Origin of the sequence: Haloferax sp. S1W (assembly GCF_044593955.1) — an archaeon.
Classification (GTDB): Archaea; Halobacteriota; Halobacteria; order Halobacteriales; family Haloferacaceae; genus Haloferax.
In genome coordinates, this window is the sequence record NZ_CP172596.1 from 214,691 (window position 1) to 241,678 (window position 26,988).

Annotated in this window: 27 protein-coding genes and 1 pseudogene; 15 read left to right on the plus strand and 13 right to left on the minus strand. The window is 58.4% G+C overall.

The features are described from left to right. The first annotated feature begins 161 nt into the window (after window positions 1–161). Window positions 162–803 (plus strand): helix-turn-helix domain-containing protein, encoded by a 642-nt coding sequence (locus tag ACH9L7_RS17125; protein ID WP_396613353.1) that lies wholly within the window; start codon window positions 162–164, stop codon window positions 801–803. A 42-nt stretch (window positions 804–845) separates the two neighbouring features. On the opposite strand, the gene ACH9L7_RS17130 is transcribed toward ACH9L7_RS17125, so the two are convergent. Beyond that, window positions 846–1,112, minus strand: coding sequence for a helix-turn-helix domain-containing protein (locus ACH9L7_RS17130; protein ID WP_396613354.1), 267 nt, complete (start codon window positions 1,110–1,112; stop codon window positions 846–848). Window positions 1,113–1,485: 373 nt separating this feature from the next. Here ACH9L7_RS17130 and ACH9L7_RS17135 point away from each other — a divergent pair, with 373 nt between their 5' ends. The 5 genes and pseudogenes from ACH9L7_RS17135 to surE all read left to right on the plus strand — a co-directional run bounded on the left by ACH9L7_RS17135 (window position 1,486) and on the right by surE (window position 5,985). Continuing rightward, window positions 1,486–2,643, plus strand: coding sequence for a multicopper oxidase domain-containing protein (locus ACH9L7_RS17135; protein WP_396613355.1), 1,158 nt, complete (start codon window positions 1,486–1,488; stop codon window positions 2,641–2,643). Between the two features lie 293 nt (window positions 2,644–2,936). After that, window positions 2,937–4,274, plus strand: a complete 1,338-nt coding sequence (locus ACH9L7_RS17140; protein ID WP_396613356.1) for a hypothetical protein — start codon at window positions 2,937–2,939, stop codon at window positions 4,272–4,274. Window positions 4,275–4,298: 24 nt separating this feature from the next. Beyond that, window positions 4,299–4,439, plus strand: coding sequence for a DUF6920 family protein (locus ACH9L7_RS17145; protein WP_396613357.1), 141 nt, complete (start codon window positions 4,299–4,301; stop codon window positions 4,437–4,439). A 128-nt stretch (window positions 4,440–4,567) separates the two neighbouring features. After that, window positions 4,568–5,029: pseudogene (locus tag ACH9L7_RS17150) on the plus strand (hypothetical protein); the annotation flags it as partial. Between the two features lie 80 nt (window positions 5,030–5,109). Then, on the plus strand, window positions 5,110–5,985 hold the full coding sequence (gene surE / locus ACH9L7_RS17155) for a 5'/3'-nucleotidase SurE (RefSeq protein WP_396613358.1): 876 nt from the start codon (window positions 5,110–5,112) through the stop codon (window positions 5,983–5,985). 27 nt (window positions 5,986–6,012) lie between these two features. Here the strand turns inward: surE and ACH9L7_RS17160 are convergent, their stop codons facing one another. After that, window positions 6,013–6,417 carry a CBS domain-containing protein gene (locus tag ACH9L7_RS17160; protein ID WP_396613359.1) on the minus strand — a complete coding sequence of 135 codons (405 nt, stop codon included), beginning with the start codon at window positions 6,415–6,417 and terminating at the stop codon, window positions 6,013–6,015. Window positions 6,418–6,609: 192 nt separating this feature from the next. On the opposite strand from ACH9L7_RS17160, the gene msrA reads away from it, so the two are divergent. The 3 genes from msrA (at window position 6,610) to ACH9L7_RS17175 (ending at window position 9,411) form a co-directional block, all read left to right on the plus strand. Continuing rightward, entirely contained in the window at window positions 6,610–7,149 is a 540-nt protein-coding gene (gene msrA / locus ACH9L7_RS17165) for a peptide-methionine (S)-S-oxide reductase MsrA (protein WP_396613360.1), read from the plus strand. 944 nt (window positions 7,150–8,093) lie between these two features. Next, complete coding sequence (locus ACH9L7_RS17170; protein WP_396613361.1) at window positions 8,094–8,918, plus strand: ParA family protein; 825 nt, start codon at window positions 8,094–8,096, stop codon at window positions 8,916–8,918. Continuing rightward, complete coding sequence (locus tag ACH9L7_RS17175; protein WP_396613362.1) at window positions 8,911–9,411, plus strand: hypothetical protein; 501 nt, start codon at window positions 8,911–8,913, stop codon at window positions 9,409–9,411. The genes ACH9L7_RS17170 and ACH9L7_RS17175 overlap by 8 nt, the downstream gene beginning before the upstream one ends. Before the next feature lie 977 nt (window positions 9,412–10,388). Here ACH9L7_RS17175 and ACH9L7_RS17180 read toward each other — a convergent pair. Both ACH9L7_RS17180 and ACH9L7_RS17185 read right to left on the minus strand, forming a co-directional pair. After that, window positions 10,389–11,639: an orc1/cdc6 family replication initiation protein gene (locus ACH9L7_RS17180; RefSeq protein ID WP_396613363.1), complete on the minus strand. Its 1,251-nt coding sequence runs from the start codon at window positions 11,637–11,639 to the stop codon at window positions 10,389–10,391. Between the two features lie 1,043 nt (window positions 11,640–12,682). After that, entirely contained in the window at window positions 12,683–13,885 is a 1,203-nt protein-coding gene (locus ACH9L7_RS17185; protein ID WP_396613364.1) for a tryptophan--tRNA ligase, read from the minus strand. A 254-nt stretch (window positions 13,886–14,139) separates the two neighbouring features. Here ACH9L7_RS17185 and ACH9L7_RS17190 point away from each other — a divergent pair, with 254 nt between their 5' ends. Both ACH9L7_RS17190 and ACH9L7_RS17195 read left to right on the plus strand, forming a co-directional pair. Further along, entirely contained in the window at window positions 14,140–14,448 is a 309-nt protein-coding gene (locus ACH9L7_RS17190) for a CopG family transcriptional regulator (protein WP_396613365.1), read from the plus strand. After that, window positions 14,449–14,937 (plus strand): hypothetical protein, encoded by a 489-nt coding sequence (locus tag ACH9L7_RS17195; protein ID WP_396613366.1) that lies wholly within the window; start codon window positions 14,449–14,451, stop codon window positions 14,935–14,937. It abuts the gene before it with no gap. 137 nt (window positions 14,938–15,074) lie between these two features. Here the strand turns inward: ACH9L7_RS17195 and ACH9L7_RS17200 are convergent, their stop codons facing one another. Beyond that, on the minus strand, window positions 15,075–16,244 hold the full coding sequence (locus ACH9L7_RS17200; protein ID WP_396613367.1) for a M50 family metallopeptidase: 1,170 nt from the start codon (window positions 16,242–16,244) through the stop codon (window positions 15,075–15,077). 328 nt (window positions 16,245–16,572) lie between these two features. Here ACH9L7_RS17200 and ACH9L7_RS17205 point away from each other — a divergent pair, with 328 nt between their 5' ends. Continuing rightward, window positions 16,573–16,995: a hypothetical protein gene (locus ACH9L7_RS17205; RefSeq protein WP_396613633.1), complete on the plus strand. Its 423-nt coding sequence runs from the start codon at window positions 16,573–16,575 to the stop codon at window positions 16,993–16,995. Window positions 16,996–17,319: 324 nt separating this feature from the next. Here the strand turns inward: ACH9L7_RS17205 and ACH9L7_RS17210 are convergent, their stop codons facing one another. Next, window positions 17,320–18,531, minus strand: a complete 1,212-nt coding sequence (locus ACH9L7_RS17210; protein ID WP_396613368.1) for a CBS domain-containing protein — start codon at window positions 18,529–18,531, stop codon at window positions 17,320–17,322. A 386-nt stretch (window positions 18,532–18,917) separates the two neighbouring features. Between ACH9L7_RS17210 and eif1A the strand changes: the two genes are divergently transcribed. The 3 genes from eif1A (at window position 18,918) to ACH9L7_RS17225 (ending at window position 21,707) form a co-directional block, all read left to right on the plus strand. Beyond that, the gene (gene eif1A / locus ACH9L7_RS17215) at window positions 18,918–19,202 is read left to right on the plus strand and encodes a translation initiation factor eIF-1A (RefSeq protein ID WP_049907669.1); all 285 of its coding nucleotides are present in this window, start codon (window positions 18,918–18,920) and stop codon (window positions 19,200–19,202) included. Between the two features lie 219 nt (window positions 19,203–19,421). Continuing rightward, window positions 19,422–20,624, plus strand: coding sequence for a pyridoxal-phosphate dependent enzyme (locus ACH9L7_RS17220; RefSeq protein ID WP_396613369.1), 1,203 nt, complete (start codon window positions 19,422–19,424; stop codon window positions 20,622–20,624). A 291-nt stretch (window positions 20,625–20,915) separates the two neighbouring features. Then, complete coding sequence (locus ACH9L7_RS17225; protein ID WP_396613370.1) at window positions 20,916–21,707, plus strand: hypothetical protein; 792 nt, start codon at window positions 20,916–20,918, stop codon at window positions 21,705–21,707. Window positions 21,708–21,783: 76 nt separating this feature from the next. On the opposite strand, the gene ACH9L7_RS17230 is transcribed toward ACH9L7_RS17225, so the two are convergent. From ACH9L7_RS17230 to ACH9L7_RS17260, 7 genes are all read right to left on the minus strand, one after another. Continuing rightward, window positions 21,784–22,260 (minus strand): YbaK/EbsC family protein, encoded by a 477-nt coding sequence (locus ACH9L7_RS17230; RefSeq protein WP_396613371.1) that lies wholly within the window; start codon window positions 22,258–22,260, stop codon window positions 21,784–21,786. 176 nt (window positions 22,261–22,436) lie between these two features. Beyond that, complete coding sequence (locus ACH9L7_RS17235) at window positions 22,437–22,922, minus strand: type IV pilin (RefSeq protein ID WP_396613634.1); 486 nt, start codon at window positions 22,920–22,922, stop codon at window positions 22,437–22,439. Window positions 22,923–23,241: 319 nt separating this feature from the next. Continuing rightward, the gene (locus ACH9L7_RS17240) at window positions 23,242–23,655 is read right to left on the minus strand and encodes a type IV pilin (protein ID WP_396613372.1); all 414 of its coding nucleotides are present in this window, start codon (window positions 23,653–23,655) and stop codon (window positions 23,242–23,244) included. A 266-nt stretch (window positions 23,656–23,921) separates the two neighbouring features. Continuing rightward, window positions 23,922–24,110: a hypothetical protein gene (locus ACH9L7_RS17245; protein WP_396613373.1), complete on the minus strand. Its 189-nt coding sequence runs from the start codon at window positions 24,108–24,110 to the stop codon at window positions 23,922–23,924. Beyond that, complete coding sequence (locus ACH9L7_RS17250; protein ID WP_396613374.1) at window positions 24,107–25,207, minus strand: glycosyltransferase family 2 protein; 1,101 nt, start codon at window positions 25,205–25,207, stop codon at window positions 24,107–24,109. Before ACH9L7_RS17250 ends, ACH9L7_RS17245 begins: the two co-directional genes overlap by 4 nt. A 178-nt stretch (window positions 25,208–25,385) precedes the next feature. After that, the gene (locus ACH9L7_RS17255; protein ID WP_396613375.1) at window positions 25,386–25,754 is read right to left on the minus strand and encodes a hypothetical protein; all 369 of its coding nucleotides are present in this window, start codon (window positions 25,752–25,754) and stop codon (window positions 25,386–25,388) included. Between the two features lie 85 nt (window positions 25,755–25,839). Continuing rightward, window positions 25,840–26,751 (minus strand): hypothetical protein, encoded by a 912-nt coding sequence (locus tag ACH9L7_RS17260; protein ID WP_396613376.1) that lies wholly within the window; start codon window positions 26,749–26,751, stop codon window positions 25,840–25,842. Window positions 26,752–26,988: the final 237 nt, after the last annotated feature.

Consider the following 26,988-nt stretch of genomic DNA (forward strand, 5'->3'; position numbering starts at 1 on the left):
AACTTCTCGAATGAACCGACGACGCGGTTTTCACAGCGGTAACCGACTCGCATCTCGACCAAGTTGCCCTCTCACGCGTGTCCCGAATGCAAACGTGAGAATCGGGGCGAACATGTTCGCAACTAACTTCCTTCTGGGGAGGGTATAATGAGAAAGTAATCATGCCACGGGCCACCCTTTCTATCACGCTGCCGCCGGAAGTCTGGGTCTCCGACCTCTCGGGTCAGTATCCAGACGCGGAGTTCACGGTCCTCGCCGCGATGCCTGCGGACGAAACAGGTGTCGGACTGGTCGAGATACAGTCGTCCGACATCGAACAAATCGTGACGGCGATGGACGGATACGACTCCATCGTTTCGGTGACACTCCTCGAAGCCCAACCGAGTCGCGCACTCGTCCAATTCGAGACGACAGAACCGCTTCTCATCTTGTCTCTCAGCGAAGTCGGCATCCCCCTCGAACTGCCGATTACCATCAGAGACGGTGAGGTAACGGTCGAAATTACAGCACCGCGGGAGAAACTCTCGGACCTCGGCGAGAAACTCGAACTGTTCGGTATCCCCTTCGACCTGGTTTCGATTCGGCAGTCTATCGACACCGAGTCGCTCCTGACTGACGACCAGCGAGAACTCCTCGAAACAGCAGCGAAGCGGGGCTACTACGACACGCCGCGGACCTGCACACTAACCGAATTGGCCGAGGCTGTGGGACTCGCGAAGTCGACGACGAGCGAGAAGCTTCATCGCGCCGAAGGAAAAGTCATGAAAGAGTTCCTCACGAGCGACGACGCCAACTTAGACTAGTCGCGACACCAACCGGGAGTATCGCCCGTCATCCGCACTCACTCATCGATTTGAGTCCGTCTCGTTTCGGACTTCGGACCAGAGTTCAGAGAGCTGTTCGGAGGCGGACTGCGACGGCCGTGAGATGGTCAAACTGAGGTCACCGGGTTCGTGAGTGACGAGTACCTCGTCAAATCCAAGCGAGTACCGTGCCGCCTCGCGGCCGCGCTCTTGTTTTTGGAGCAACCCCGCATCCACCATCAGTTCCACCTTTCGGTACACCGTCGACCGTGGAAGGTCGCATTCGTCGGCGATTTCACTCGCGGTCATCGGGTGGTCGAGACCACCCAAAACCGCACGACACTGTTCGTTCGTCAGGGCGTCGAACACCGTCTGAAAGTCTGGTTCAAGGGCGTCTGACAGCGGATTTGTTGGCATCGTGTGAAGCTCAGTTCTGTCGTCGCACCCGGCACGAGGCGCAGGTGCCCGAACGGTTATATGTGGTACGTCATCCTGGAGTTTCAAATGTGTGGGGTATCTGAGGCACGAGCCGAACCGACTGCCGTCGGTTCCACGAGACACCCCCAGCGGGCAGTAGGACGGTCATGATGGTAGCGTCGGTGCCGAACATGTTCGAATGTTTCTGATACCATGAGAAGCACCCAGCTATTATACCGATACCCTATTCCTACGCCAATTTGCAATGAGAAAATACGTAGGCGCCCCTGGTTCGACGATGTCACGTCGAGAATTTCTCGCAGCGACCGGCACCGCTGGGGCTCTCGGGCTCGCAGGGTGTACTGCACCCACAAACGAAGAGACGAACGCCGCAATCGAGACGGAGAGCCAGACTCCCGCTTCGACCAGCGCGTCGAACCTTCCGTACACGAGTCCCCCGGAAGTCATCAACGTGGACGAACAGGGTGGGAAGGTGACGCTTTCATCGACGCCTGCCCGTCACGCCGTCCATCCGGGCGAGTCCATGGGTGGCCCCGTCGAACTCCCGCAGGTGTGGGCCTTCCAAGCCGACGGCGGAAAGCCGAGCGTCCCCGGTCCGATTCTCCGAACGACCGAGGGCGAGGACATGGAGGTCACGCTCGACAACACTGACGGAATGCGTGCGCACACGCTCCACTTCCACGGTGCACGGAAGGCGTGGAAAGACGACGGCGTCCCGACGACGACGGGTATCCGCGTCGACCCCGGTGAGAAGCACACCTACACTATCCCGGCGAACGTCCCCGGGACGCACCTCTATCACTGCCACTACCAGACCCACCGCCACATCGAGATGGGGATGTTCGGCATCTTCCGCGTCGACCCGAAGGGCTACGAGCCCGCCGACAAGGAACACTTCTTCACGCTCCGTGACTGGGATTCACGCCTTCCCCGGATGATGGCTGGCGAAGATGTCCAGTACAGTCCGCGGAACCGCAAGCCTGACGTGTTCACCGTCAACGGAAAGAGCGCGCCGCGAACGCTCCACCCCGAAGACGGCTCGCCGGTCATCGTCGAACAGGGCGACCACGTGCGCCTTCACTTCGTCAACGCGGGATACATGAGCCACCCCATGCACATCCACAACCACCGCTTCCAACTCACCGAGAAGGACGGTGGTGTGATTCCCGAAGCCGCCCGCTACGAGATGGACGTGACCAACATCGCCCCCGCAGAGCGCCACACCATCGACTTCACGGCCGATGCGGAACCCGGAATCTACCTCATGCACTGCCACAAGGTCAACCACGTCATGAACGGGAACTTCTACCCCGGCGGCATGCTCGGCGGCGTCGTCTACAAGGAGGCGATGGACACCGACATCTTCGCGAAGCTGATGGAGTACGCGGGCTACGAACTCTAACCGCGACTGTCGGCCACCACTGGCCACTGCCTGCGTGATACGGGACTGCATCCACCCCGGTTGCCTGCCAAAGGCGGCAACACCCACCATCGTTGCCTGCCAACTGCGACTGGAACCACCGCCAGTCGCCAACCAACCGTCTTCCCATAACACCCCCATACCATCGCTTTTCACGTACCACCGACTGCGGAGGGGAACCCTCGCGATGCTTCTCGGCCCCACCGTGTAGTCCCCCGCTACACCCCGAACACGTTCGGAAATAGAGCAACGTGGAGCGGGACCCAACTCCGAGTATGAGCGCGATTCTCGCCGAAGTCGACACTGACGGAGGCCCACCGATAGCCATCCCGTTTCACCACTTTGCGGTCGCCGCAGTCTTCCTTCTCGCCGGTATCGGACTCGGCGGCCTCTCGGTCACCGGCGGTCGGATTCCCGTCGTCGGTGGGACACTCGTCTTCGCCCACGTGGCACAGATACACGCCCTCCTCGCCGGGTGGGTGTGCATTACCATCATGGGTGCGATGACGCAGTTCGTTCCCGTCTGGTCGAGCGTCGACCTCTACTCTCGACGGGTGGCCCACTTCGCACTGCTCTTCGTGAGCGCCGGCATCGCGGGCCTCGTCGTGGGGTTTTCGACTGCGGGATTCACCCTCCTCGCCATTTCGGGCACGGTCGCACTCACCGGCTTTTGGGTGTTCGCGTACAACATCGCCCGAACGCTTGCGAGCGCACGACCCCTCGACAGCGTGGAGCGACACTTCGCGTACGCAGTCGTCTTTCTCCTGCTGGCGACGCTCCTCGGCCTCTCGCTCGCGATTGATTTTACCACCCCAGTCCTTCGCGACGCAGGCCTCAGTCGGTCGAACGTCGTCCTCTCGCACGCGACGCTGGCCGTCTTCGGCATTGTCTTGACGACAATCTTCGGTGCATTCGGCCAACTGTCGGAGATGTTCACCCAGACGACGCAATCGACCACCGGGGAGCAACTGAGACGGATTGAGGAACTGCTGCACCCAACTGGGACGCTCGTCTTTGCGAGTGGACGACTCCTCGACATCGAGTGGCTGGCGCTCGTCGGCGGTCTGGCAGTCGTCGCCGCGACGCTAGCCTTCGCCGCCGCCACGGGGCGACTCCTCCTCCGGATGCGAGTCCCGTGGTCGCCGGTTCTCAGGCGATACGCCGTGGCCGTCGTCGCGATGGTCGTCTGGGCGCTCACCGCCGGTGCGACGTGGGTCGCATCCCCGCTCAGCCGAGCAACCCTCTTTGGCCCGCAAGGCGCGACGTTCCTGTTCGGCCTCGGAGTCGTCGGGTTCGTCGTCTTCGGAACCCTCTATCACGTCGTCCCGTTCATCGTCTGGGTCGACCGCTACAGCGACGACCTCGGGCGACGGCCGGTCCCGATGCTCGACGACCTCTACAGGGCCGACATTGCACTGACCGATTTCGTCCTCCTCGTTTCCGGGACTCTCGTGCTTCTCGGAGCAGTCGGACTCGGTGAATCCACAACTGGCGCGATGACTGTCGTCGGAGGCGGTCTCTTGGCGATGGGTGCTGTCGCGTTCGTCGTAAACCTCGCCCAGACGGTTCGAAACCACGTTCCCGAGGGGATATTTCGGCTTCGGGCCGCCTGAACCGACGGGGCGGGGTTATGGGAGGTGGTCGAAGGCTATTTCGAGGAGTACCACGACGTGGACGGAATGCTCGTCCCGCGCTCGGGAGTGGTCGAATGGAACCTTCCAGATGGACCCCTCCCGTACTGGCGCGCAACCATCGACGACGTGGGCTACGAGTACTAATCGCCGAGGAGAAAACGGGTCGCCATGGTACCACTTTCGACCGGAGCGCCACCAAGCGCGAACGTGTTCCTACAGATGCGAACGTGTTCGGCATCACAGATACGCGCTGGTACGTGATAGATTCGAGTATGTTTGGACTCGGCTCACCAACCCCAGACGACGTGTTCGACGACGAGGATTCGTTCGTCTCGGAACACCTCCCAGTACCCGGGAGTTTCCTCGCTGGACACCACGTACTCGGTGGCGACGACCATATCGCAGTCCACCAGACCGCACACGACCTGTTCGAAGAGCGCGGCGTCTACGACGTGACGTTCGGTTACAATCTCGCCCGGCTGAACTTCGACACGCGCCATCCTGATGCCGGGTTCAGGTACGCCATCGATGCCGACAACCCGGATGTCCTGTGGGCTGAGTTCACGCCCACGACGCCGTTTTGCCCGCAGTCACAAACCCTCGCGGTGGGTTCGTCGCGGGCGTGGAACGAGCTATCTGATTCGCACGACTTCGACTTCGTTCACGTCCGCGTCGCCGAGATGCACCAGCGAAGCGATGCGGTAAACGACCGCCTCACGGACGTCGAAGCCGAGTACACCCCGTAATCGAATGCGGTCGGGTGCGGCGCGACAATCCGGAATACCTACGACCCGTGGTGCGAACCTGCAGATAGATGAGCGATACGTCCTCCCCGCTTCGTATTCTCCTGACCAACGACGATGGTATCGACGCACCCGGTCTCGCCGCGATGCGCGAAGAACTCACCGCAATTGGTGACGTGACCGTCGTTGCTCCCGCCGAGAACCAAAGTGGCGTCGGACGCGCCCGCAACGAACTCGCAGTCCGCCGCGACCACCCGTGGGGCTACGCCCTCGAAGGGACGCCCGCCGACTGTGTCGCCTACGGCCTTCGCGGTCTGGAAGCGGATTTCGATATCGTCGTGTCCGGCATCAACGACGGCCCAAACGCCGGAAACTACGTGGTCGGCCGCTCGGGGACAGTCGGCGCGGGTATCGAAGCGGCGTTCCTCGGAACGCCAGCCATCGCGGTATCGAGTTATCACGCTCGCGACTTCTTCTGCCACCCGCCCGAAGAATACGACTTCTCTCGACCGGCACGAATCGCCAGTTCGGTCACCGAGCGCGTCTGTGAGGCCAGTATCTTCGAGGAAGTCGACCTCCTGAACATCAACGCGCCTATCGACGTTCCGAATCCACGGATGCGCGTGACCAAACCGCTTGCTGACTACGACCAGCAAGTCGACCACCACGACGACGCAGCGGCCCACTCGGACGGCGGCGACGACGACGAATTAGCCGAGGACGAAGTACTCGTCCGCCTTCGCGACGTGTCGTGGCCGGATACCGTCGGCTACGAAAATCCCTTCCCACCTCGTGACGAACACCGAGAGCGGTATCCCATCGGAACCGACCGTCGGTCGATGGTCGACGGCGAGGTGAGCGTCTCACCGCTCGCCGTTCACCACGGTCACACCGAGGACCCCAAACTGGCGAGCGTCGTCGAGAGCCTCTCCGAAACGGTCGAATAAAGTCGAACAAAAAGCGAGAACGGTTGGTTACGCCACTGGTGGCTGGTCGACACGCGACAGGTACGCGGCCAGGTCGGAGGTGGTAACGATTCCGATGACACCCTCGTCGTCGTCGACGACCGGCATATGGTGAAAGCCGTGTTCGGTCATTTGCTCGGCGACATCGATGATACTATCCTGTGCATTCGCGGTGACGACATCCGTCGTCATGTACTTCTGGACTGTCGTCTGCGCCTTCGGGTGGCTCTTTGCGACAATGCGAACGAAGTCAGTCGTCGTCAGAATGCCATCGAGTTGATTGTCTTCGTCGACGACGACGACCGAACTGATGTTGTTGTCGAGCATCAACTGCGCCGCATCTTCGACGAGCGTGTCGGTCGTCGCCGTGTGAAGAGACGTAGACATGAGCCGTGCTACAAATATATCTTCCATAATAATTGATAATAGAGGAAGGCGTTAAATGTTACCATTCCAGAGAATGTGACAGGTAATCAATTGATTGTCAGGGAAAATGCTCGTGTCAGGAAGGTGTACACTCGTATATCAGAATACGGTCTGTATCTGATTGGCACTCGCAAGTCGGTCGCCGCGGGGCTTAATTCGACAGGGGCGTAACGAAAGAGTATGACGACTACGGAGACAGCAACGTTCGGGGGCGGGTGTTTCTGGTGCATCGAGGCTGCATTCAAGGAATTAGACGGCATCACGGAGGTCATCTCCGGCTATGCCGGTGGCGATGTCCCGAACCCGAGTTACGAGGAAGTTTGCAACGGGACGACCGGCCATGCGGAAGTCGTTCGCGTCACCTACGACACGTCCGCCCTCGACTACGAGGATCTCCTCGAGGTGTTCTTCACCGTCCACGACCCGACCACCGTCGACAGACAGGGCCCGGATGTCGGGAGTCAGTACCGCTCGGCGATTTACACCGAAAGCGACGAGCAACAGCAGTTAGCCGACGCATTCGTCGACGAACTCGAACGTGAGGGTGCGTTCGACGACCCAATCGTTACCGAAGTCGAACCGCTCGATACGTTCTACGAAGCCGAAGCGTATCACCAGGACTACTTCGAAAAGAACCCAAACCAACCGTACTGCGTGGTTAACGTTACACCGAAGGTGAAGAAGGTTCGAGAGAAGTTCGCCGACAAAGTCGCCAACTGAGTTTCAGGGAGTGAGCATAGTCTCGGCTCAGTACACTTTCGAGACAGTATCCACTGCTTCAGCCAGTTCCACTTCGTCCACCGTTTCGAATATTTGCACGTCGCGAACAGTCGAGACAGTTCTGCATGTGGAAACATCTGAAACAGGCCACACAATTTGAGAGTCCCACACACTCTACAATTTTTAGAAATTGTCGAGTGTTCAGGATTTGAAAAAGTTGGTTCGCCATCCACTGAAGTCGTCGTTGCCAGCTGGAAAACGGGAAGACTTGCAAGCCACGCAGACATGGTCGAACACCACTTCGTCCGCAGTAATCAGGGGCGTTAGAACCCACAAATGCTATTCTTGATGGGTGAAATTTCGAAGAATCCCATACATCGATAACAGTTCACAAACCGCATAAAGTTAGCAATGTTTACAATTTGTACAAATTTAAACAATAGTTCAGAGGGCTGCCGGAAAGGGAGAAAGGAGAAGGAGGAAGTGGAGAGAAGGGAAAGTGTGAGGGGAGAGTGAGGAAGTAGAGAGGAAAGCGGGGAAAAAGGAGAGGGGCGAGACGAGAGCAGAGCAGAGCAAGCCAGTATCGAGAGAGTAGAGTAGGTATTTCTCACAGATAGTTCAGAACGAGGTTTGGACACAAATCCAGCGTCGGATTATAGAAGGTTCAACCGAACAGTGAGTAGTCGCTACTGAGAACCATCTCACTTGCGAAGATCCGGGGTTTTCACAAATTCTAAAATTTTTAAAAATTCTAAGAATGGCCAACTGTTGCGACAGTTCAAAAGTTGTGGATAGGATTATGTACCAGTGCGAAGAACGGGAATTTGAACGCCGTCATGCACCCACACTTCAAACAACGAGGCCAGTTTGCACCGTCTCAAATCTCCACACAGTCTACAAATTGTGGAAATTGTAAACTGTCCCAGTGGCTGGAGGGCAAATAGATGTCACGGGCAGTGAGTGTCTCACTCCAGAAAGGGGGTGTCGGAAAGACGACGATTGCCATCAACCTCGCTGACGCACTCGCAGCGCGAGACAACGAGGTGCTCCTCGTCGACCTCGACCAACAGGGGAATGCGACCGAAGGCGTCGGATTGAAAGACGCATACGAATCCGCCACTCCGAACATCGGAGATGTACTGACCGACGACGACCCGGTCGACGTTCGAGAGGTCATTCACGGTCGAGAGGTATTCGACGTGCTTCCGTCTCACGTCGACCTCGACGATATCGAAGACCGAGTTCGTAACTCGACGTTCGGTGTGTTGTGGGTCCGGCGGCGAATCGTCGACCCACTCCTCGAAGACGGGTACGATTACATCGTCATCGACTCCCCACCGAGTCTCGGCCCCCTCTCTGATGCGGCACTCATCGGTTCGGGGAATGTGGTCGTCCCGCTACTGATGAGCGAACCCAGCGTGAGCGGGTTCGAACGAATGTTCGAGCAGCAAATCGGACCGATTCGTCGGGAGGTCGACCTCGATATCCTCGCAATCGTCCCGAACGACCTCACCGGAAACAACGAGGAGAGGCGTATCATCCAGAACCTGGAAGACTCACCGTTCCAGAAGTACATCCCCTCGTTCGCCCGTTCGGACCTGTTCGACGATTCTAAATCGAAAGGGCCGGGCATCCGACACCGCATCGCATTCAGTCGAGCATGGCGCGACGGGAAGACGCTCCGCGAGTACGACCCGGCGAACGACATGCTCGACCGACTCGACGAGCTGGCCGGTATCGTCGAGCGTGGGGGAATGAACGATGCCTAAAGAAAACCGGTTCGCCGGTCTCGGTGAAGCAATCGAGGACGAAGGCGAAGAAGTTGCCACCGATAGCGAACAGGAGACTGACGAGACTCCGACGGCCGAGCCCTCAAAAAATGCGGACGAAAAGCCGGGCAAAGAGACGAACGAAGGAGTAGACGAAGGGGCGGACAATGAGGCGACCGAAGAGAGCGCAAGCAGCGCAAGCAACTCGTCCGACTCGAAATCAGTCACCTCCGAAGACTCGAAGGATAATGGCGCCAGCGACGACGGTGGCCCAGCGTTCGAATTCGAAGCGACGACTGCGAAAAGCGTCTATGTCCGTCAAAAGACGCTCGACCTGATGGACGACGCGGAATTCGAAGTGGAATCGCATCTCCGTCGGGAACACGGCATCCGTGATTTGACGGGACGAGAGTTCCACGACGCACTCATTCGCGTCGCGGCAGAATACCCTGAAGAAATCGTCGACGTGATTCTCGAGACCCGAGACGACTGAATATCCTCGGACTGCGTTTCTCGGACCGAAGCCATCGATGCGTTTCTCGGACCGAAGCCATCGATGCGTTTCTCGAACCAAAATTGTTGTGTCCCGTATCGAAAAAAAAACCGCACCTCGTACAGCCCACGTGCTGGACTCGGGCCACAGGGCACACTCTCCACAAGGCACACAGCTTCAACAGCTCAAGATTTTTGGAAATTTAGAAACTCCCGAATGCGTGGAAATTGTAGAATGTTTAGGCAGTGTAGAATGTTTTGATCATATGAGATGTGTGGAATTCGTATTTAGAGGCCTCAAGAACAAGGAGTAGAGCAATTCGACACGCACTGGAGAGTAAGTAAACGACAAGAGAGTGTCGGTGTCGCAAACGCATCCCAGACGACACGAATGGTGCCGAGAAGAGCGCCTCTATTCGACTGGGAAGATGGTTGAGCGCGCCGCACGTTGCTCCGCCGAGAGGCGACTGGAACACGAGAGCCTGCAAATAGATATCGGAGGAAGAACGGCGGACACAGTGGTGTACGTACCCGACTTCATCTGTGTGTGAGCTTTCGTATCTCAACTTCAGTCTACAGATAAACAAGAAAGTGCATCGGAACTTGAACCTCGTGTCTGTTCACGAAATCCAGAACACCACCATGTCCGGAGTTAAATCGGTGAACGAATTGGGCCACGCGTTCCTTGCAGCACTGAGACGCTCACTAGTGGTGAGATTCGAGTTACGGTTGGGTTCGAACACCACAATGTCCGCAGTAAATCAACCAAGCTAGTCGTCTACGGTCTCTCTTCACCTCTTCAGTTTAGTATCTCCAGTGTACACCACACCCAAGTTACACACTAAAAACAGCCACACTCGGGAACACACTACAAAAGCTACATCCAGCGCACACTACAAGGGCTACATCCAGCGCACACTACAAGGGCTACATCCAGCGCACACTACAACCGGTCGAATCGAAAATCGACGACACGACTTAGTTCCCGACGAAATCGTCGAGCGTACTGGACGAATTCTCGTTGAAGTACGGTTCGACCGTCTCGTGGATACCGACGAGGTCGATGGTATCGCGCATCGCCGAGACGATGAGTTCGACATCCATATCCAGCGCGTACTCACGGTAGGTTCCTCCACGGCGACCTTCGTTCCGCTCGGTAACTGAGACGATACCAAGCATCGCGAGTTCACTCAGGTGGTCACGCATCCGGCGTGGGACGAGAGGGTCGCGGTTCGCGAGTTCGGCAAACCGCGTATATCGCGGCCGGACATCTCGGGAGCGAATCGGTGTCTCACCCTCCAAATCGAGCGTTAAAAGCGAGTACAGGACGAGGTGTCCGTGCTCGGTCAAGCCGTTGATTCCCTCCTTGATACGACCGCGTTCGAGGTCTCTCCGTCCGCGTTTGACGTGCTCTTCAGTGACGCAGTCGGTCTCTTCATCGCGCGCGAGGTCACCTGCTTTCATCAGAAGGTCGATAGACTGGCGAGCATCACCCGCGTCCTTCGCACCGTAGGCCGCACAAAGCGGGATAACCTCGTCTGCGAGGACGCCATCACGAAATGCGACTTTGGCCCGCTGTTCCAGAATCGCTCGGAGATTCTTTGCATTGTATGCGGGGAAGTGAATCTCCTGTTCACACAGCGAACTCTTCACCTTCGGGGAGAGGTCGTCTCTAAAGGAGAAGTCGTTCGAGATGCCAATGAGGCCGACTTTGGCTTGGCTCAAGTTACCGTTCGCGCGTGCGCGAGGGAGTTGATAGAGAATGCTATCGTCGTTGACGTGGTCGATTTCGTCGAGGACGATAGTGATTGTCCCACCGCACTCGTCTAGTTCCTGCCAGAGCATCTCGTAGACCGAGCCGAGCGGATACCCGGTCGTGCTAATCTGGTTCGACTCCGACCGGAACTCGTTGACGAGACGAGTCGCGATTTGGTACGAACTCGTCAACCCGTCACAGTTCAAGAAGACGACTGTGAGGTCGATGTCGTCGTATCGACTCGCGTCCTCGCGGAGGTGAGCGAGTAAGTACTTCGTCGCGGCCGTCTTCCCGACACCGGTCTTGCCGTAGAGGAAGATGTTGTTCGGCTGTTCACCGTTGATGACTGGTTGAAGCGCTGCTTGGTAGGTCCGAAGTTCCTCGTCGCGCCCCACGAGTTCATCGGGTTGGTAGTCCTCACGGAGGGCGTCCCGGTCCCGATAAATCTCAGTATCCCGTTCAAAGAGGGGCATGAGAACACGGTTCGTTCACGATGTTGATAAAACCACCGCGTCCGGAGTGTCCGCTGTTCTGTTTATTTATAAGTGGCCGAGAAACACACCCCCTCCACTTTGTCCGCTGTTCTGCTTCTCGAAGGAGGGGACCCCTCGAAAATCGCATTATTGGAAGCAGAAAGATTTATTACAGTGGTTAGCAAAACACAACCGTGGTGCCCTAAGATTAACTGCTGTGTTGAGTAATTACTAGATGACAGCGCGGAGTTGTTAAGAAATCTGTCGTCTGCATGCCTCCCTCAGCCACGTCTCTTCTCATTTTCTGTGATTTTCGGCTCAGGATGACGAGGTTTGAGTTCACCCATCCCTCTCTCACCGAGAACAGCGGACATAGTGGTGTGAGTGTTAGGCGTATTCCTCTCTCCGTTGCCCGGTTACTCTCCTGGCTATAACAGCGGACATGGTGGTGTGAGTGTTCCGCCAAACTCCTAAGATAGTCTACACGTGGACCACAATTTCTCGCTTACTTTCCCACGTCAATCTTCGTGACCACGACCACCTCGTGATCTCTTGAAATCACCGTCACATCCAAGTGAATTCAGCTTTCACGCCACATTACTCGTGATTACTGCGGACATAGTGGTGTTCGACACACTCGTTCGAGGAGATTGAAGCCACGTCTGTTCTGTATATTCTATTCTCCTCTCAAATACAGCGAGTCGCCCACACCACCGTGTCCGCTGTAACGGTTCGAATTTCTTCGGTCGTCTCGTCCTACAACTCGAATCGCACAACAGCGGACACAGTGGTGTTCTTGGAGGGGATGCACCGAGTTCAGGAAATGTATCAGAGTCGGTCGTGTTTCAAGGTCAGTTGTGTTTCAAGGTCGATCGTGTGTCAAGGCAGGAGTGCTATTGTGGTCCGAGCAGCCCACATCGTGAGGAACTCCGGACATGGTGGTGTTCCGTGTTGAAAGTGGGTTTACCTGCTGAAGAGCGGACCTACATGCTGGAGAATAGGCCTATCTGCTGGAGAATAGGCCTACCTCTTGGAGAGCGTGCCTACCTAGCAGTTGGAGTAGGTACCTGACCAAAGACACGTGTGTTGGAATACCCCACACGTTGTCGGGCGGTCTGTCGTTCTGCTTCCGTGAGGCGATACTGCTTCAGTTCACTTTCTACCGGCCCGAGACTCTCACGTCGTCCCTGATGTGCTTCGAGAAAGTCAGCAACTCGCATTGCTGCCCGCTCCTTGAGTTCGCCACTCAAGAGCGACCCGCTTCGATACTCGCGGGCGAGTCTCTCAACTTGCGCGTCGCTTTCTTCGAAGAAGTAGTACAACAATTGAAACGAGACATCAACCGCTGGTTTTCCCCCCTTTTCTCGATGTGCTTCGAGACTTGTCCGCCCACCGGAGTAGGCATGCGTCCGAATTTTGTTGAAAACTTCCTCACGGTCGTCGGAGAGATGAATGCTCGGTTCGTCAGCAGAGGAACTCATCTTCCCCGGTCCTGCCAGACTCGGAAGGAACTTCGAGAGCAACGCGCCGGGTTTGTGCACGTCGTACCGGTTTTTTGCTGCGATATCGCGACAGACGCGAACGTGCGGGTCTTGGTCGACTGCAATCGGCACGAGCGTTCGATGGCGACCCTCCACGAGTTGCGGGAGAAGGAGGTGTGCGGCTTGGACGGCGGGGTAGAACGAGAGGCCAACGTTCTCGGGATTCCCGTACGTCGCGTTCACGGTCGATTGCGTCACTTCCTTCGCGAAGGCTGCCGCAAGCGGGTAGACAACGTCAGCGTCGGCCGTGTCTACGATAATCCGAGTTCGCTCGGGGTCGAATCCGACAGCGAGGATATCTAAGATATTCTCTCGCGTGTAGCCGTGAATCTCGTCTAGCGACGCATCCTTGAGGAGGTACTTCTCGTCGTCGGAAAGCGGGATATACACGAGTGCCCCCGTCTGGTCTTGCAGATACTTGGCGAAGTAAAACGGGATGATGTGACCGATGTGCATCGGCCCCGACGGCCCGCGTCCGGTCACAATAGAATGTGTGTGTCCGTCAGTCGTCGCTTCGAGGAAGTCGTCTACATCGCGCCCGGCGTAGAACACGCCACGGCGCACGAGCGGGTGGCCGGGACCGGGGAAGTTCGCCTTCTGCTCGGCGGTGAGCGTGTCGGCACCAAATTGGTCGAGCAGTCGGTCGTAGTCGATGTCGCCTTCGACGGCGTAGGGCGTTACGGTGAAGTCGTCTGTTGCTGGCATGGTTGTCTTTGATATCAGTAGTCACTTCGGAGGCGGTACGGCCGAGAAAGCGAGTGAGCATCGCGGTCGAATCCGGCGGGTTACGCCCGTCAGACTCTGGTCGCGATACTATCCACTTCCCAAGACGCGCGCCAACGCCAGCAAGTGACGTGGGAAGTGGATTCCATACCGACACCAAGATGGTTGTCTCTCTTATATGTTTTGTCGGGACCCGGCACCCGGGCGACACAGTTTTCAAACTGTACAGACAATGTATGTACATGAGCACGAAGCGGGTCAACTTCCGACTCCCGGAAGAGCTGGTGACACACGCCGATATCGCCGCCGAGGTGACCCACAAGAATCGAACGGAGATACTCATCGAGGCGTTGAGACAGTATCTCGAAGAGAAAGAGTCTGAGGAGGGGTTCCGTGAGGCGGTCGTCGAACTCTATCTGAACGACCACATCGAGTTCGAGAAACTCGAAGAGATTATCGGGCGACAGGACGCCGAAGCTGTTCGCGCCTCGAAGCAGGTTCTCGACAGCGGCGAAGAACTCGCAGACAAACTCGCAGACCGCTAAATGCTTGTCGTAGACACGAGCGCGTTTATCTCTCTTGCAGTCGGTGATGTCCTCGAGCCTGTCGTCACTGAGTTCGATGTCGTTACCACCGACGCAGTCTTCGACGAACTCGAACGCACCGCCGAGTACGACGACCGGCACGGTGCCGCTGCGAGCGACGTTCTCAACCGTAGAGGCGAATTCGAAGTCGTCGACGCCGACGGCGACACCTTCGTGACGAGTCGCATCGACGACGGTGAGGCCAGTTGCGTGGCCGCAGTCCGGGATGTCGATGCGGCGTTCCTCATTACCGACGACTACAGAGCGTTGCCAGAACTCCGAGAGTTGGTCGATGCTGATGTCGCGTTGTCACCGATTGTTCTCCGAGCGCTGGTCAAACGGGGTGCGCTCAGCGAAGGAGCGGCGAAAGCGGCGTTCGAGACGATTGCAGACGGGCGTGACTGGCTCGGCGCACCTATCTACCGTCACGCTCGACAGCTCTTCGAGTGACTATCCTGCTGAAATGTCATTGTTTCGCCCAGAGTATCATATGCCATTGATCGGTTCCTTTCGTCCGGCCAATCCACTTGCCTTACTCGCTCCGTGGGATGCAGCGTCCGCCGTCATTTCCCCGTGAGAACTGGCTCTCACTGGAGACTGGGTTCGGAGGTCGGCTGGCCGAGTGTCCGTGGCTCGCCGCCGCTCTGGATGACGTTGAACGCCCGCATCATGTCTGTCCGAGAAATGATCCCAACGAGGTCACCGGTCTCGTTGACGACTGGCAAGCGACCAACGCCGTTTTGCTGCATCTGCTGGAAGGCGGTCATTGCGTCGGCGTCGGGGGTAATCGTATAGAGGTCGGTTGACATCACGTCCTCGACGCGATATGCATCTCGTTCGACTTCCTCGACAGCACTTGCATCGTCCAGCGTCACCATCCCAACGAGATCGCCGTCTCGCATTACTGGATACCCGATATGACGTTCGGTAAACATCCGCGATAGGAGGTCAGAGATCGTAGTCTCCTCGGAAACCGTCTTGAGGTTCTCTTCGGGCGTCATCACGTCGCTAACGGTGATGTCTTCGAAGGCCGCCTTGATCGTGGTCTGTTGGGCCTCGCCGGACGCGGCGATGTAGATGAAAAACGCCAGTATGATGAGGAACCAGTTGGTGAACAACCCGAGAATGCCTAGGCCGAACGCGAACACTTTCCCGACGGCGGCAGCCTGTTGGGTTGCCTTCGCGTGTGGCTGGTTCCGAGCGAGGAGTGCTCGGAGGATACGTCCGCCATCCATCGGAAAACCGGGGAGCAGATTGAACGCAGCGAGCACTATATTCAGGATTGCGAGATAGCCGAAGACGAACCGGGCTGCGTCGACACTCGCCGGGAGACTGGTAAATACCACGTAGGAGCCCACACCGAGGAGGACACTCACAACCGGGCCAGCGATAGCGATCACTAACTCGTGACGCCAGTCTTCAGGGAACTCTGTAAAACTCGCCACGCCGCCGAGTAACCAGAGAGTGATCGAATCGATCTCATACCCATATCGGAGTGCGACTATCGAGTGGCCAAACTCGTGTAACAGGACCCCTCCAAACAGCCCGAGCGCCGAAGCGAGTCCGAGAAACCACGGGAGATTTCCGCCCGTCAATTGGTCTGAATCCATCGTTGCACCAAACGTCTCGTTGATCACAACCACCAGATCAGCGATATCCCAGGCGATGAACACGGCAAAGAGCGGGAGAACAATCAGAAAGGTCCAGTTGAGCCTGACAGGGATACCAAACGCCGAACCGACTCGGAATCCTCGCATGTGTGAGTAATTATCAACCAAGCGCATTAAAACAGCACGTTGGCAAGAACGACCGGATCAGGGTGATGCCAAAGGACCCCACCAGCAACCTGCATCTATCCTCGCGCTGAATACGCGCACGGCAGCAAAATATGGCGGTGTGGAGTCGTGTTCAACGGGGTAGAAGTCAGACCACCACGTGGTCGAGAGCCATTCCAAGAATTCAATGCGGGCGTAGCAGTCGGAAGTATCAGGTGTCGTTACCTGTCTTTATTGTATTTCCGGTGTAACATTTAGTATGGCACTCGATGTAGAGGTTCCGGAACCACCAGACCTCTCGAACCGAGGGATGCCACGGGAGTTCGAGTGGCAAGACGAGACGATCGGATCAGAGGATTTCTACCGCGAGGATCTCGAAGACCTGCTCCAAGAGGGGGCATGGAAAGAAGGGTTCAACGAATGGGCCGAATACACGGACCTCAACGAAGAGCAGGTTCGAATCGTCAGCGACCTCCGCCTGTTTCAGGCGTTCGACTTCTACTGGGATCCGACCGAAGACCGACTTCGTTTCGACTTCCCGACGGTTCCGGCCGACTGGCGAGAGCGAGACGCGACCGAGTCGCTCGATTCAAGCGCGGTTTCGATGATCAACACCGCGTTACAGGACCTCGGCCGAGCCATACACGAGACGCTGGAGGACTACCTCGAACGGAACGAGGAAGCCTCCGATTTTGGCTGGGGGAAAGAAACGTACGGCAACCGGGGCGAGTGACTCCCGCGTGATTGTGTCACCGAGCGCGTGATGCGAACGTTCTGGCTACCAACGCTCTCGGTCCGATGAGGGGTCCGCGTACTAGACGACAGAGCATTCGTGACGGTTCGACATTGGTACGGGACGAGGTAGACGCCGCCTTCGCTCTGGCCAGCGACAGCCGAGAACCGCCCGGTGTTTTTGAGATTGACGGCTGTGCCGACTGCTCCAAGCAGGATACCGAGCAGCGATCCCTCTCGCTCAGAAGCTACACACTGTTCCGTATCCGATACTGTTCAAATATCCAATATGGGGCCACCGATAGTGGACTGGGCACCGAGACATTCACCCGCCGAGCCACCAGCCGTAGAGCTGTTCTTGCTCGTCTGTGTCCGGATGCTTCTTCGACTGGCCGTAGGTCTTCCCCTTGAGGAGTTGGCGTTCGACAGCGTTCGCTGCGAGACGGAGGGCGTGGGAGGCACCGTACCCTTCCCCATCGGCCGTGAAGTAGCCGCGGTCGGTGACCAATCGAACCCGTGCCAGCACCAGCGGCACACCCCGGCTCTGTTCTTTGTGCTCCTGCAGTTGGATGCTGGCCTTGATCACGCTCATCTCACCGTACTTCGAGGCCATGCTCTCGATCAACGCGGAGACGTCGTCGTAGTCCATATCCTCCAGCAGGTCGAGTCCGAACACCTGCACGGCGTTCCGGTCATCGCGCCCCCAGGTGAGCGCCTCGATAACGTCCGTCTTCGTGATGATTCCAATCGGTTCGTCAGTGTCGTCGGCCGTGACGACAAGCGAGGAAATCTCCCGCTCGAACATTGTCTCGACGACCTCGTCGAGCGGCGCGCTCCGCTCGACGGTCACGACTGCGTCGGACATCAGGTTCCGTACCGGCAGATCGAGCATCCGGTCGGCATCGCCCTCGCGCGCGCCGAATCCACCACGGTTCTGCCCGCCACCGCCGTGGCTACCGTAGCCACTCGATGACCCACCCTGGCTCTTACTTCCGCCCCGCGTCGTGAACTCGATAACGTCGTACAGACTCAACATTCCCGCGAGGTCGTCCCCGTCGACGACCGGGAGATGAGCGACCCCGGCTTCTCGAAGCATATTGAGCGCTTTTCCGATCGAGGTTTCAGGGGCCGCACTGATCAACTCCGCCGTGTAGGCGTCGTCGACAGTCACCGCGTCGAGAAACGGACGGACTGCCTCAAGGACGGCATCGCCGGTCACCACGCCGACAACACGGTCGTCGTCGTCGAGTACGGGGAGCGTTTTGGCGTCGCTGCCGATCATGAGCCGTGCGACCTCGCGGACATCCTCGGTGCGGTCGACAGTCGGGACGTGCTGTACCTGTGAGCCGACCTTCGCAGAGGGCTGGTTGGACGAGGAAGCCAGTTGTCGGCGGCTGACGATGCCGCGATACTCGTCGCCGTCCGTTACGATGACGGCATCGAGTTCCTGATTCTCGAACGCCCCGGCAACCTTCGAGAGCGGTGTGCCGATGTCGAACTCCGTGAATGTTGTCGAGAGAATCTCTAAGATATCCATGTGTTCCCTAGGATGTGGGGCGCTGGACGGTTATGCCTTGTTCCACCCCTGATCTTGGAAGTAGAGGTATGCTGAGTACTGACTGGGCTATCAGATGCGTTTCTGAGACTGACTCTCTATGCATTGAGAGCCCCGGTCGAAACTGCACGCGCCCATTGATATAGCGTAATATGATATATCGACTCGAATCGTCGAGGGAAGCTCTAATCACGCCAAAGAACAGCGGACATTGTGGTGTTGGTGCGGCTCTCTGGCGAAATAACCCACAAACGCCGGCAACAGCTGCTGTAGACAATAATTCGCAGCCTCACATCGACAATTAACCGCTCGTTATATGGTACCACGTGCATCCGATAAGTTATCCGTGTGGACCTCTCATTACGTGTGTGAGTGAAGAAACAGGGCGTCGAAACCTTCGAATGCCCAATGGCAGTGAGCTGTTTGCAGTCGTAACCGAGCACAACGGTGGGAACCACGTGCGAGTCCGCTGCGAGGACGGCGAGAATCGAATGGGCCGGATTCCCGGCCGGATGAAGTACCGAACGTGGATTAACGAGGGCGACGTGGTTCTCGTCGAGCCGTGGGACTGGCAAGACAGCAAGGCCAACATCGAGTGGCGCTACACCGACGACGACGCCGACCAGCTCCGTCGCGAAGGCCACATCCAATAGAATACATCCCGAGAGGGTTCTACGAATACTTCTTGTTCGGATACTACCGCTGAGAGCTATCTGTGTCTCCGTGACGCCGGAATCGACGTGGCACCGCACCCATGTGTGAGACGTGTACCGTGATGAAATGTGTAGCGTGAGTTCTGTATGCGAGCAGCGCGAGCTTAGAGTGAGAATGAACGTGCCATCTGAGACAATCGGCCAGAAGGTTCGGAGGGTATGACGCTCGAACGCGTCTGCTACGACTGTGGTACTCGAACGACTAACCCGGTTGCGCGGTGTGACTGCGGGGAACCACTGTGGCTCGATACGGAATCGGGGTCGTTCACGTGGGACGACACCACCGATGCGCCGGGAATGTGGCGTTACGAGTCGCTGCTGCCGGTCGATTGTCCAGGTGGTCTTGCAGTCGCGGCGGGTGGGACACCCCTCGTCCGCGACGCCGCGCTCGACGACTACGCCGGGGCAACCGTCCACGTCAAAGTCGAGGGCGACCATCCGACAGGGAGTTTCAAAGACCGCGGGAGTGCGCTCGGTCTCGCCGCCATCGACGCGGGACTCGTCGGCGACGTAACAGCCATTGGAACCGTCTCGCATGGCAATATGGCGATGAGCACCGCCGCGTTTGCCGCGGCCGCGGACGTTCCCTGCGTGGTATTGGTCCCCGACGATATCCCTTCGGTGCGACTCGACGTTATCGCGCAGTTCGACCCAACACTCGTGACTGTCGCTGGTGAGTATGGTCGCCTCTACGACCGAACGCTCGAAGTCGGCCCGGACTATGGCATCGTCTTCCTCAATTCGGACGTGCCGCTCAGAGTGGAAGGACAGAAAACGACCACCGTGGAACTCTGTGAGGCGTTCCAACCGGAGGTTCCCGACGCAATCGTCATGCCTGTCAGCAGTGGTGGACACGCCAGCGGCGCGTGGAAGGCGGTTCGAGAACTTCACGAGGCCGGTGCGATAGACACCGTTCCGGAACTCTACTTCGTACAGGCTGCGGCCTGTGCCCCTATCGCCGAGGCGTACGAAAGCGGTGTGTCGACCGTCTCTCCGGTCGAGAAAGGCGAAACCATCGCGTACTCCATCGCCAACGCAGACCCGCCGAGCGGGACGCGCGCGCTTCGGGCAGCCACCGAAACTGGCGGTGCGGTTCTCTCAGTCACGGACGACGCGATTCGAGCAGCGCAACGAATCCTTGCGACAGAGGCGGGTCTGACTGTCGAACCGGCCTCAGCGACGGCTCTCGCCGGTGTCAAGCAGTTGGTCGAGCGCGGTACTATCGACGCGTCGGCCGACGTTGCGGTCGTTGCGACCGGAACCGGCCTCAAAGAAGCGCCGGGGTCCGAAGCTGGTTCGCAGACTGCCGACCATGCAACCGTGGACGAAGTCGGGGTCTATCTCGAACGATTCGCCGAGTAGCCCGAAGGGCAGGCATTGCGCCAGAGAACAGCGGACATGCAGGGTGAAACAGCGGACACTCCGGCAGAGAAACAGCAGACGAATCAAGGAAGAACCGCGGACGCATTGGGGGAAGAAAGCGAGCAACGGGAGAGAACCGCGGACACACTGGGGTACAAATAGCAGACGTACCGGGAGGGAACAGCGGACATAGTGGGGTACAACAGCGGACACGGTGGTGTTCCGCGGCGAACGCGAAACGGTTAGCAACGGCCTATTAATTCCGCTTACGCACCGATTCACTGTCACGAAATGACGCTCGCCATCGGCCACTTCGCGTTTGGTGCAGCACTGACCGCACTGGCCGTCGCGCTCTTCGCCCCGCGATTTCGATTTCACCGAACAGTGGTCGTCTTCGGCGGACTGTGGGCGATGGTTCCGGACTTCTTCCACGTCACGCCAATCGGCGTCGCGTTCTTCCGCGAACTCCACGACACCACCGCGGCGAATCTTTTTTGGGGTCACCGCATGCTCGACGTACTCGACACGACTGACTCGAAAGAGGTCGCTGCGCTGCTGCTTGGGTTCTTCTTCGTCGCGACTGCCCTCTCCGAGTTCCGCACCGCGCTCGTTCGCGGCCGTGACGAACGCGAGGATTCGGAGCGCTGGCGCTCGCCGCCGGTCGCTACCGACGGGTATGCCACTACCACCGTGACCCGTCGGTCGTGGTTCGACAGATCCGTCCTCGGTCGTGCAGCGAAGCGCGCCGCCGCGTTCACGGCGCTCTTGACTGGGATGGGATTGCAATCGCTCTTGTTCTCCCGGCCGCAGTACATCGGACTCCTCGTCGGCCTCGGCGCACTCCTCGAACTCGTCGGACTGACGATGTTCCTCGACGTATCGCCGTTCGACACGTGGGTCGCGTCGACGCTTTCACCGGTGACTCGAACTGCCGGAAAGGTTGCCGTGACGCTCGCGGCGCTCGCAGTCGCCGGTGGCTTACTCATCCCTATCCAGCAACTGACGCCGCTCGCGCTCTCGTATGCCGCCCTCGCTGTCGTTATCGTTCTTCAGACGATTCGGCTCTGGGAACTGGCGGTCTGACCATGGCGAATCGACTGGGCCGCTTCGACCGTAACGAACCAACTGGTTCGAGTCGGCCGCGGCGAACCGACCGAGATTACTCGAACACGTCCACGAACCGCGGGTCCGACAACTGACGCAACTCGTCGGGCGTCAGCCGAAACACCGCTTCGGGCGTTCCAGCGGCGGCCCAGATTTCGTCAAACTCGTCGAACGTCGGGTCGGCGACCATCGGGCAGCCATTGGTGTGACACGTCGGTGGAACGCCGCCGATGCTCCACCCCGTCGCCTGCTTGACTTCCGAGGCGTCCGCGCTCCGAACCTCGGACGGGTCAACGCCGAACTCTGAAGCCAACGCCGCTTCGGACACACGGTTCGCGCCACTCGTCAGGACGACCACCGTCTCGTCGCCGACGCGCATGACGATGCTCTTGACGATTTGGGAGACGTCACAGCCGATAGCCGTCGCGGCGTCTGCTGCCGTTTTCGTCCCTTCTGGAAACTCTTGAACCTCGATGTCGACGCCGTGTGTCGAACGAACTTCCTCGGCGAATTGCTCGGCCGTCGGGTGCATAGCCACGCATTCTGCGTCATCTGTTAAGAACGTTCGCCGCGGGTCGTTCCCACAGTCGGACGGTTCCCACAGACGAATGGGTCCCACGGTCGAACGTTTCGGTCAGGAAGTGTGAGAACGGGACGAAAGAGCGATACCGAGGTCGGCGTGGGAGGGTCAGCGTCGTGAGTGTTCGCTTAGGCGCGTGGGCCACTCCACTTCTGGAGCGTGGCGGACGAGCCACCGGACTGGGAGGTCCAGACGACGCGGAAGATACCAGCACCGATGTCGTCACCGGCAGTCGGTGCGAGTGCGGTCACAGTCGTCCCCGATTTGACGCTATCTGTTGCACTGACACCGGTGAAGTTCGCGAAGTCGTGTGATTTGAGCGTCGGCCCACCGGAAGACGCGTTAAAGTCGACGGTGCTCGTGACAGTGAGTTCACTCGCCGGTATCGCATCACCGCTTTCTTGGGTGATGTCAAGCGTATCGCCGTTTGTCGAATCGTTCGTGTAGTCGAAACTGAAACTCGCCTGTGGTGCCGTCTCGCTCACTTGGTCGCCGAGTCCGAGAACGAACGTCCCGATGACGGCCGCGAGGATGACTGTAATAGCGACCATGAGGATGACGCCGATGACCGGCGAAACTGCGCGAGAGTCTGTGAATAGCTTCTTGATGTTCATCTGTTTCTCCGAGGTAAATCGGACAACTGGCGTGAGACTCACGGGAAATCGAGCCGGTGGATTCACGCCTGCCGAGGAAACCTGTCGAAAATATCGACGTTCTCAAAAAACTTAGACTCATATTACCAGATATTTTTGCCGCTGGTACGATTCACAATAACACGCTTACTGGTCGTCGCGTGGCTAGTGCTCACTGGCGTGGAGTCCGGCCGTCGCGTGACTGGTACTGCTGTGTGACTGGTTCTACTGCGTGCCAGTGCTGCCGCTCACCGGGTGAAAATACGAAAAGGTTGGTCGGCGAGTTTCGCTCGAATGCGGTTCAGGCGTTGTACGTGTACTTCTGCAGGGTCGCGCTGCTGTCTCCCGACGTGGAGGTCCAGACGACGCGCACAACGTCGCCGTCACTGAGGCTCGCACCGGGGTAGTCGGCAGTGTCACCTGCGCCCACGGTCCCAGTACCGTTCCAGTCGTACGAGGTCCCACTGTAGGAGACGTTCAGCTGGGTCGCCTCGATGGGGTCACCACTTTCGTGGCTAACGCTGAGGTCGCCCGTACTCTCGTCGTAGTCGAAACTGAAGCTTGCTTGCGGTGCCGAATCTCCGACTTGGTCGCCGAGTCCGAGGACGAACGTCCCGATGACGGCCGCGAGGATGACTGTGATGGCGACCATGAGGATGACGCCGATGACCGGCGAAACTGCTCGTGATTCGCTGAGGAATTCTTTGATATCCATTGTTCTTCTCCAGGACCGGCTTTCTTCCACATCGCGCCCGTACGTGGGGCTTCGAGCGGTTCTCGAACCGGTTCCTGTTAGCAATTCGTATGTTACCGATGTACTTAATTTCGCAATGACTTACCTGTCGGATTCGGGCGGTTAGTCGGTTCCTAACGGCCGAATTCGGGGTTTTAGGGCCACATTCCAAGTGCGTACCACGAGGTGTTGCATACTGACGCTTCCCGCCCTGCGTACGGTGTACTGGGGTGTAGCCACAGTCCGCTTCACTCCCGTTCCACCAGCGAGGTGACGTGCGACTCGTACGCCGTCGTCACCGCCGGGACCGAGAAGTCTTCGGCCCGCGCACGGAGACGAGCATCGGCGACAGGGTCGTCGAGGACACTCTCAATCGTTTCAGCGAGCGGGCCTCTCTCGTCGGACGCGTCCTCCGTTGGCGGGGATTCGAGATTCACGCCGGAACTCGCCTCCCTCTGACGGCACGAACGAGGCGCTTCGCTGACTGGTAGGTCACGCGCCCGCCGAGCGCAACGAACAGGTGCATCAGGGTCTCTGAGTTGATGTCCCCGCCAACCAGTGCGAGCGCCAGCAGTCGCCGAGCGTCCGCGTAGTACCCCGCTTGGAGGGCCTCTTTCCCGAGTTTCGCCCGGTGAGCCGCGACGAATCGTCGCTCGATACCGAGTTCGCTCGCCAGCGGCCGGAACTGCTCGACGAACAGCGGGAAACTCACATCTCGCTTCGTCTCGAAGCGCTTCGTGACTCGGTCGCCTCGCTCGACGAACCGAATTGTCAAGGCTTCGTCCACCGATTCGAAGCGACAGTGCTGTGAGAGGCGGACGAACCACTCGCGGTCTTGCCAACTCGGGAACCGCTCGTCAGGCAGTCCGGCGTCGTCGACGACCGACCGTCGAACCATCACGCCGGAAAATTCGGAGAGCGAAGCACCGAGCAGCAAGTCGCGGGTCACGTCGCCGCGGACGCCGCCGGTCTGTTTCTGGACGGTCTGTCCGGCGTCGCGGTACTCGGTTCCAGTGGAGACGAGACCAACGTCTTCGGAGGAATTGGCGAACACTGCGACCTGTCGAGCGAGCGTTTCGGGGTACCATTCGTCGTCGTCGTCGAGGAACGCGACGAACCGTCCCGTCGCCGCGCGAATACCTGCGTTGCGCGCTGCGTTCCCGCCGCGGTTCGTTGGGTGACGGATAATTCGAACGTGGTCGATATTGTCGGTGGAGTCGTGTTCGAGGGCCTCCTGCGCCGGTACTTCGGAGTGGTCGTCGACGACCACGAGTTCGAGTGGGGTGTACGTCTGTGCGGCCACACTCTGAACCGCCTTCCGAAGGCCGTCTGGTCGGTTATATGTCGGAAGGACGACGGTGACGAGGGGATTCGAGTCGTCGCTGCCGGTCGGTTCGTCACTCATCGTCCCGCGGCTATCTGCGTCCATGAAGACCCGTCTTTCTGCGGACATGGTGGTGTGGGATGGCCCTGTTTCGGTGCTGTTGCTCGCCTCGATTTCGGTGCGTTCTTCAGCGTCGCGGGCGACAGGCATCGGGCCTCCGGTCAATCGGCTAGACGAACGTGAGAGACCGGATTAAGCATAGAGCGCCTAACGAACCTCCGCCGTCCCGTAAATCACCTCCTTATCGGCCGACAGTACCACCATATCGGGAGGCGGTGGTGGCGACGATACTCCCGGACGGAACGAAGGTGTCAGTCGAAAAAGACGGCTACTGCGGCGCGTGCCAGAACCGCGGCGTCGATTCGAAGTCGATTTCGGCGTCGGAGGGAGCGCGCTCGTAGAGCGCATCGTGAACCTCCTTGTAGGCCGCCTCCGGCCCTTCCTGCGCCAGTTCAGGGTGCTCGCGCGTGTCGAAGACGATTCGCCACTCACCGTTCGAGAGGTGGAGACCGAGGATGTACTTCCCGCGGACATTCACCGCCAGTTGGTAGGCGTGCTGAACCGTCTCACCGTCGCGTTCGAGGTTGTATCCCCGCACAGCGACGGCCTGCTGGATAGCCTCGTTCGCTTCGAGTTCGTCGACGAACGACACCGGCACGGCCGTCGGCGGGAGCGATTCGACGATTGGTTCGCTCATCGTCCGGCCTCCTCAGTGCTGGGGTCTATAGAATCCATCGTATGCGGAACCGGGGACGCTGGAGGTATAGGCTGTCCGAAAACATCTATGTGATGTAGCCGAGTTGTTCGAGGCGTTCGGAGACCGTCTCTTCGTCCACATCGTCCCGTTCTAGCGTCGGTTTTTCTGCGACAATCTCCTTGCGTGCGCCGTTCGTGTACTCGTGCCACGGAACACGCGTGAGTACGTCGTTGTAAATTCCCGGCGGGTGGCCATACCCGCGCACGGGAATCGGAAAGCCTCGCTCTCCGAGCATCTGCCCGTGGTCGGATGTCACGACAGTTTTCCCCGGGAGTTTATGAAGTAGTCTGTCGACGTAGGGAAGCACCAGTTCGACGTTCTCTCTGTAGGCTTGCCGAACTACCTCTGGGTCGGTATCGAGGTCACCGGTCGTCATGTCCATCCAGTGGAAGTTGAGCCGGTCGGCGTAGAACTGTTCGCTACCGGTCGGTCCGAGGAAGGGAAAGTGTGGTTGGAGGTAGTGAATCAAGAGGCGTTTGTTGGGATACTGCTCCGTTGCTCGACGAACCGCCGCGTTCACCGTCTCCGGGAGTACGGTCCGGAACTCGTCGTTCCATCCCTCTTTTTTCCAGATGTTGACGACATCGTGAAACTGAACGTCTACCGTATCGCGGTTCCGGTAGAGCATAGGACTCGCCGAGACGTAGACGGTGTCGTGAAGGCTTCGACCGTGAAAGTTCGCCCGAATCCACTCGCTCGTTGCTGACCCACGTGAGACTCGACTCGTGAGTGTCCCTGGAAGCGCCGAGAACTCTTCGAACGTGTCGTATCGACAGGCATCGAGAATGAGTAGGTTGTCCCAGTCGGACTCGAAGAGGTCGATTCCGCGGGTGTTGTGCGCCCGGGTTCCAAGACGAGAGTAGTAAAGCCGGTTTATCTCCCACCAGAATCGTGCCGGATTGGATGCCACCTTGTTGAGTTGTGAGAGAGAATACATCGATACCGAGAGTACCTAGTGGGGATGCTTTGTTATTCAGCTCATTCCCGGAGTGAGTGACGACCCGATTTCCAGTGGTACTCTCGATACGACACGAGGCGTCGCCCTCGTACAAAACGGCGATAGCTCGCTGCGTGAAACGCAGCAATCCGACTCACACGGAACTGAACACTGTCCGAATCTCCACGGTCGATACGATGGTTCTGATTAGACGACGAGTACTTAACCACATCCGAG

Bases quoted from the DNA above. Each gene is read 5' to 3' on its own strand.
- ACH9L7_RS17125 (WP_396613353.1), top strand. From the start codon at position 162: ATGCCACGGGCCACCCTTTCTATCACGCTGCCGCCGGAAGTCTGGGTC.
- ACH9L7_RS17130 (WP_396613354.1), bottom strand. From the start codon at position 1,112: ATGACCGCGAGTGAAATCGCCGACGAATGCGACCTTCCACGGTCGACG.
- ACH9L7_RS17135 (WP_396613355.1), top strand. From the start codon at position 1,486: ATGAGAAAATACGTAGGCGCCCCTGGTTCGACGATGTCACGTCGAGAA.
- ACH9L7_RS17140 (WP_396613356.1), top strand. From the start codon at position 2,937: ATGAGCGCGATTCTCGCCGAAGTCGACACTGACGGAGGCCCACCGATA.
- surE (WP_396613358.1), top strand. From the start codon at position 5,110: ATGAGCGATACGTCCTCCCCGCTTCGTATTCTCCTGACCAACGACGAT.
- ACH9L7_RS17160 (WP_396613359.1), bottom strand. From the start codon at position 6,417: ATGGAAGATATATTTGTAGCACGGCTCATGTCTACGTCTCTTCACACG.
- msrA (WP_396613360.1), top strand. From the start codon at position 6,610: ATGACGACTACGGAGACAGCAACGTTCGGGGGCGGGTGTTTCTGGTGC.
- ACH9L7_RS17170 (WP_396613361.1), top strand. From the start codon at position 8,094: ATGTCACGGGCAGTGAGTGTCTCACTCCAGAAAGGGGGTGTCGGAAAG.
- ACH9L7_RS17175 (WP_396613362.1), top strand. From the start codon at position 8,911: ATGCCTAAAGAAAACCGGTTCGCCGGTCTCGGTGAAGCAATCGAGGAC.
- ACH9L7_RS17180 (WP_396613363.1), bottom strand. From the start codon at position 11,639: ATGCCCCTCTTTGAACGGGATACTGAGATTTATCGGGACCGGGACGCC.
- ACH9L7_RS17185 (WP_396613364.1), bottom strand. From the start codon at position 13,885: ATGCCAGCAACAGACGACTTCACCGTAACGCCCTACGCCGTCGAAGGC.
- ACH9L7_RS17190 (WP_396613365.1), top strand. From the start codon at position 14,140: ATGTACATGAGCACGAAGCGGGTCAACTTCCGACTCCCGGAAGAGCTG.
- ACH9L7_RS17195 (WP_396613366.1), top strand. From the start codon at position 14,449: ATGCTTGTCGTAGACACGAGCGCGTTTATCTCTCTTGCAGTCGGTGAT.
- ACH9L7_RS17200 (WP_396613367.1), bottom strand. From the start codon at position 16,244: ATGCGAGGATTCCGAGTCGGTTCGGCGTTTGGTATCCCTGTCAGGCTC.
- ACH9L7_RS17205 (WP_396613633.1), top strand. From the start codon at position 16,573: ATGCCACGGGAGTTCGAGTGGCAAGACGAGACGATCGGATCAGAGGAT.
- ACH9L7_RS17210 (WP_396613368.1), bottom strand. From the start codon at position 18,531: ATGGATATCTTAGAGATTCTCTCGACAACATTCACGGAGTTCGACATC.
- ACH9L7_RS17220 (WP_396613369.1), top strand. From the start codon at position 19,422: ATGACGCTCGAACGCGTCTGCTACGACTGTGGTACTCGAACGACTAAC.
- ACH9L7_RS17225 (WP_396613370.1), top strand. From the start codon at position 20,916: ATGACGCTCGCCATCGGCCACTTCGCGTTTGGTGCAGCACTGACCGCA.
- ACH9L7_RS17230 (WP_396613371.1), bottom strand. From the start codon at position 22,260: ATGCACCCGACGGCCGAGCAATTCGCCGAGGAAGTTCGTTCGACACAC.
- ACH9L7_RS17235 (WP_396613634.1), bottom strand. From the start codon at position 22,922: ATGAACATCAAGAAGCTATTCACAGACTCTCGCGCAGTTTCGCCGGTC.
- ACH9L7_RS17240 (WP_396613372.1), bottom strand. From the start codon at position 23,655: ATGGATATCAAAGAATTCCTCAGCGAATCACGAGCAGTTTCGCCGGTC.
- ACH9L7_RS17250 (WP_396613374.1), bottom strand. From the start codon at position 25,207: ATGCCTGTCGCCCGCGACGCTGAAGAACGCACCGAAATCGAGGCGAGC.
- ACH9L7_RS17255 (WP_396613375.1), bottom strand. From the start codon at position 25,754: ATGAGCGAACCAATCGTCGAATCGCTCCCGCCGACGGCCGTGCCGGTG.
- ACH9L7_RS17260 (WP_396613376.1), bottom strand. From the start codon at position 26,751: ATGTATTCTCTCTCACAACTCAACAAGGTGGCATCCAATCCGGCACGA.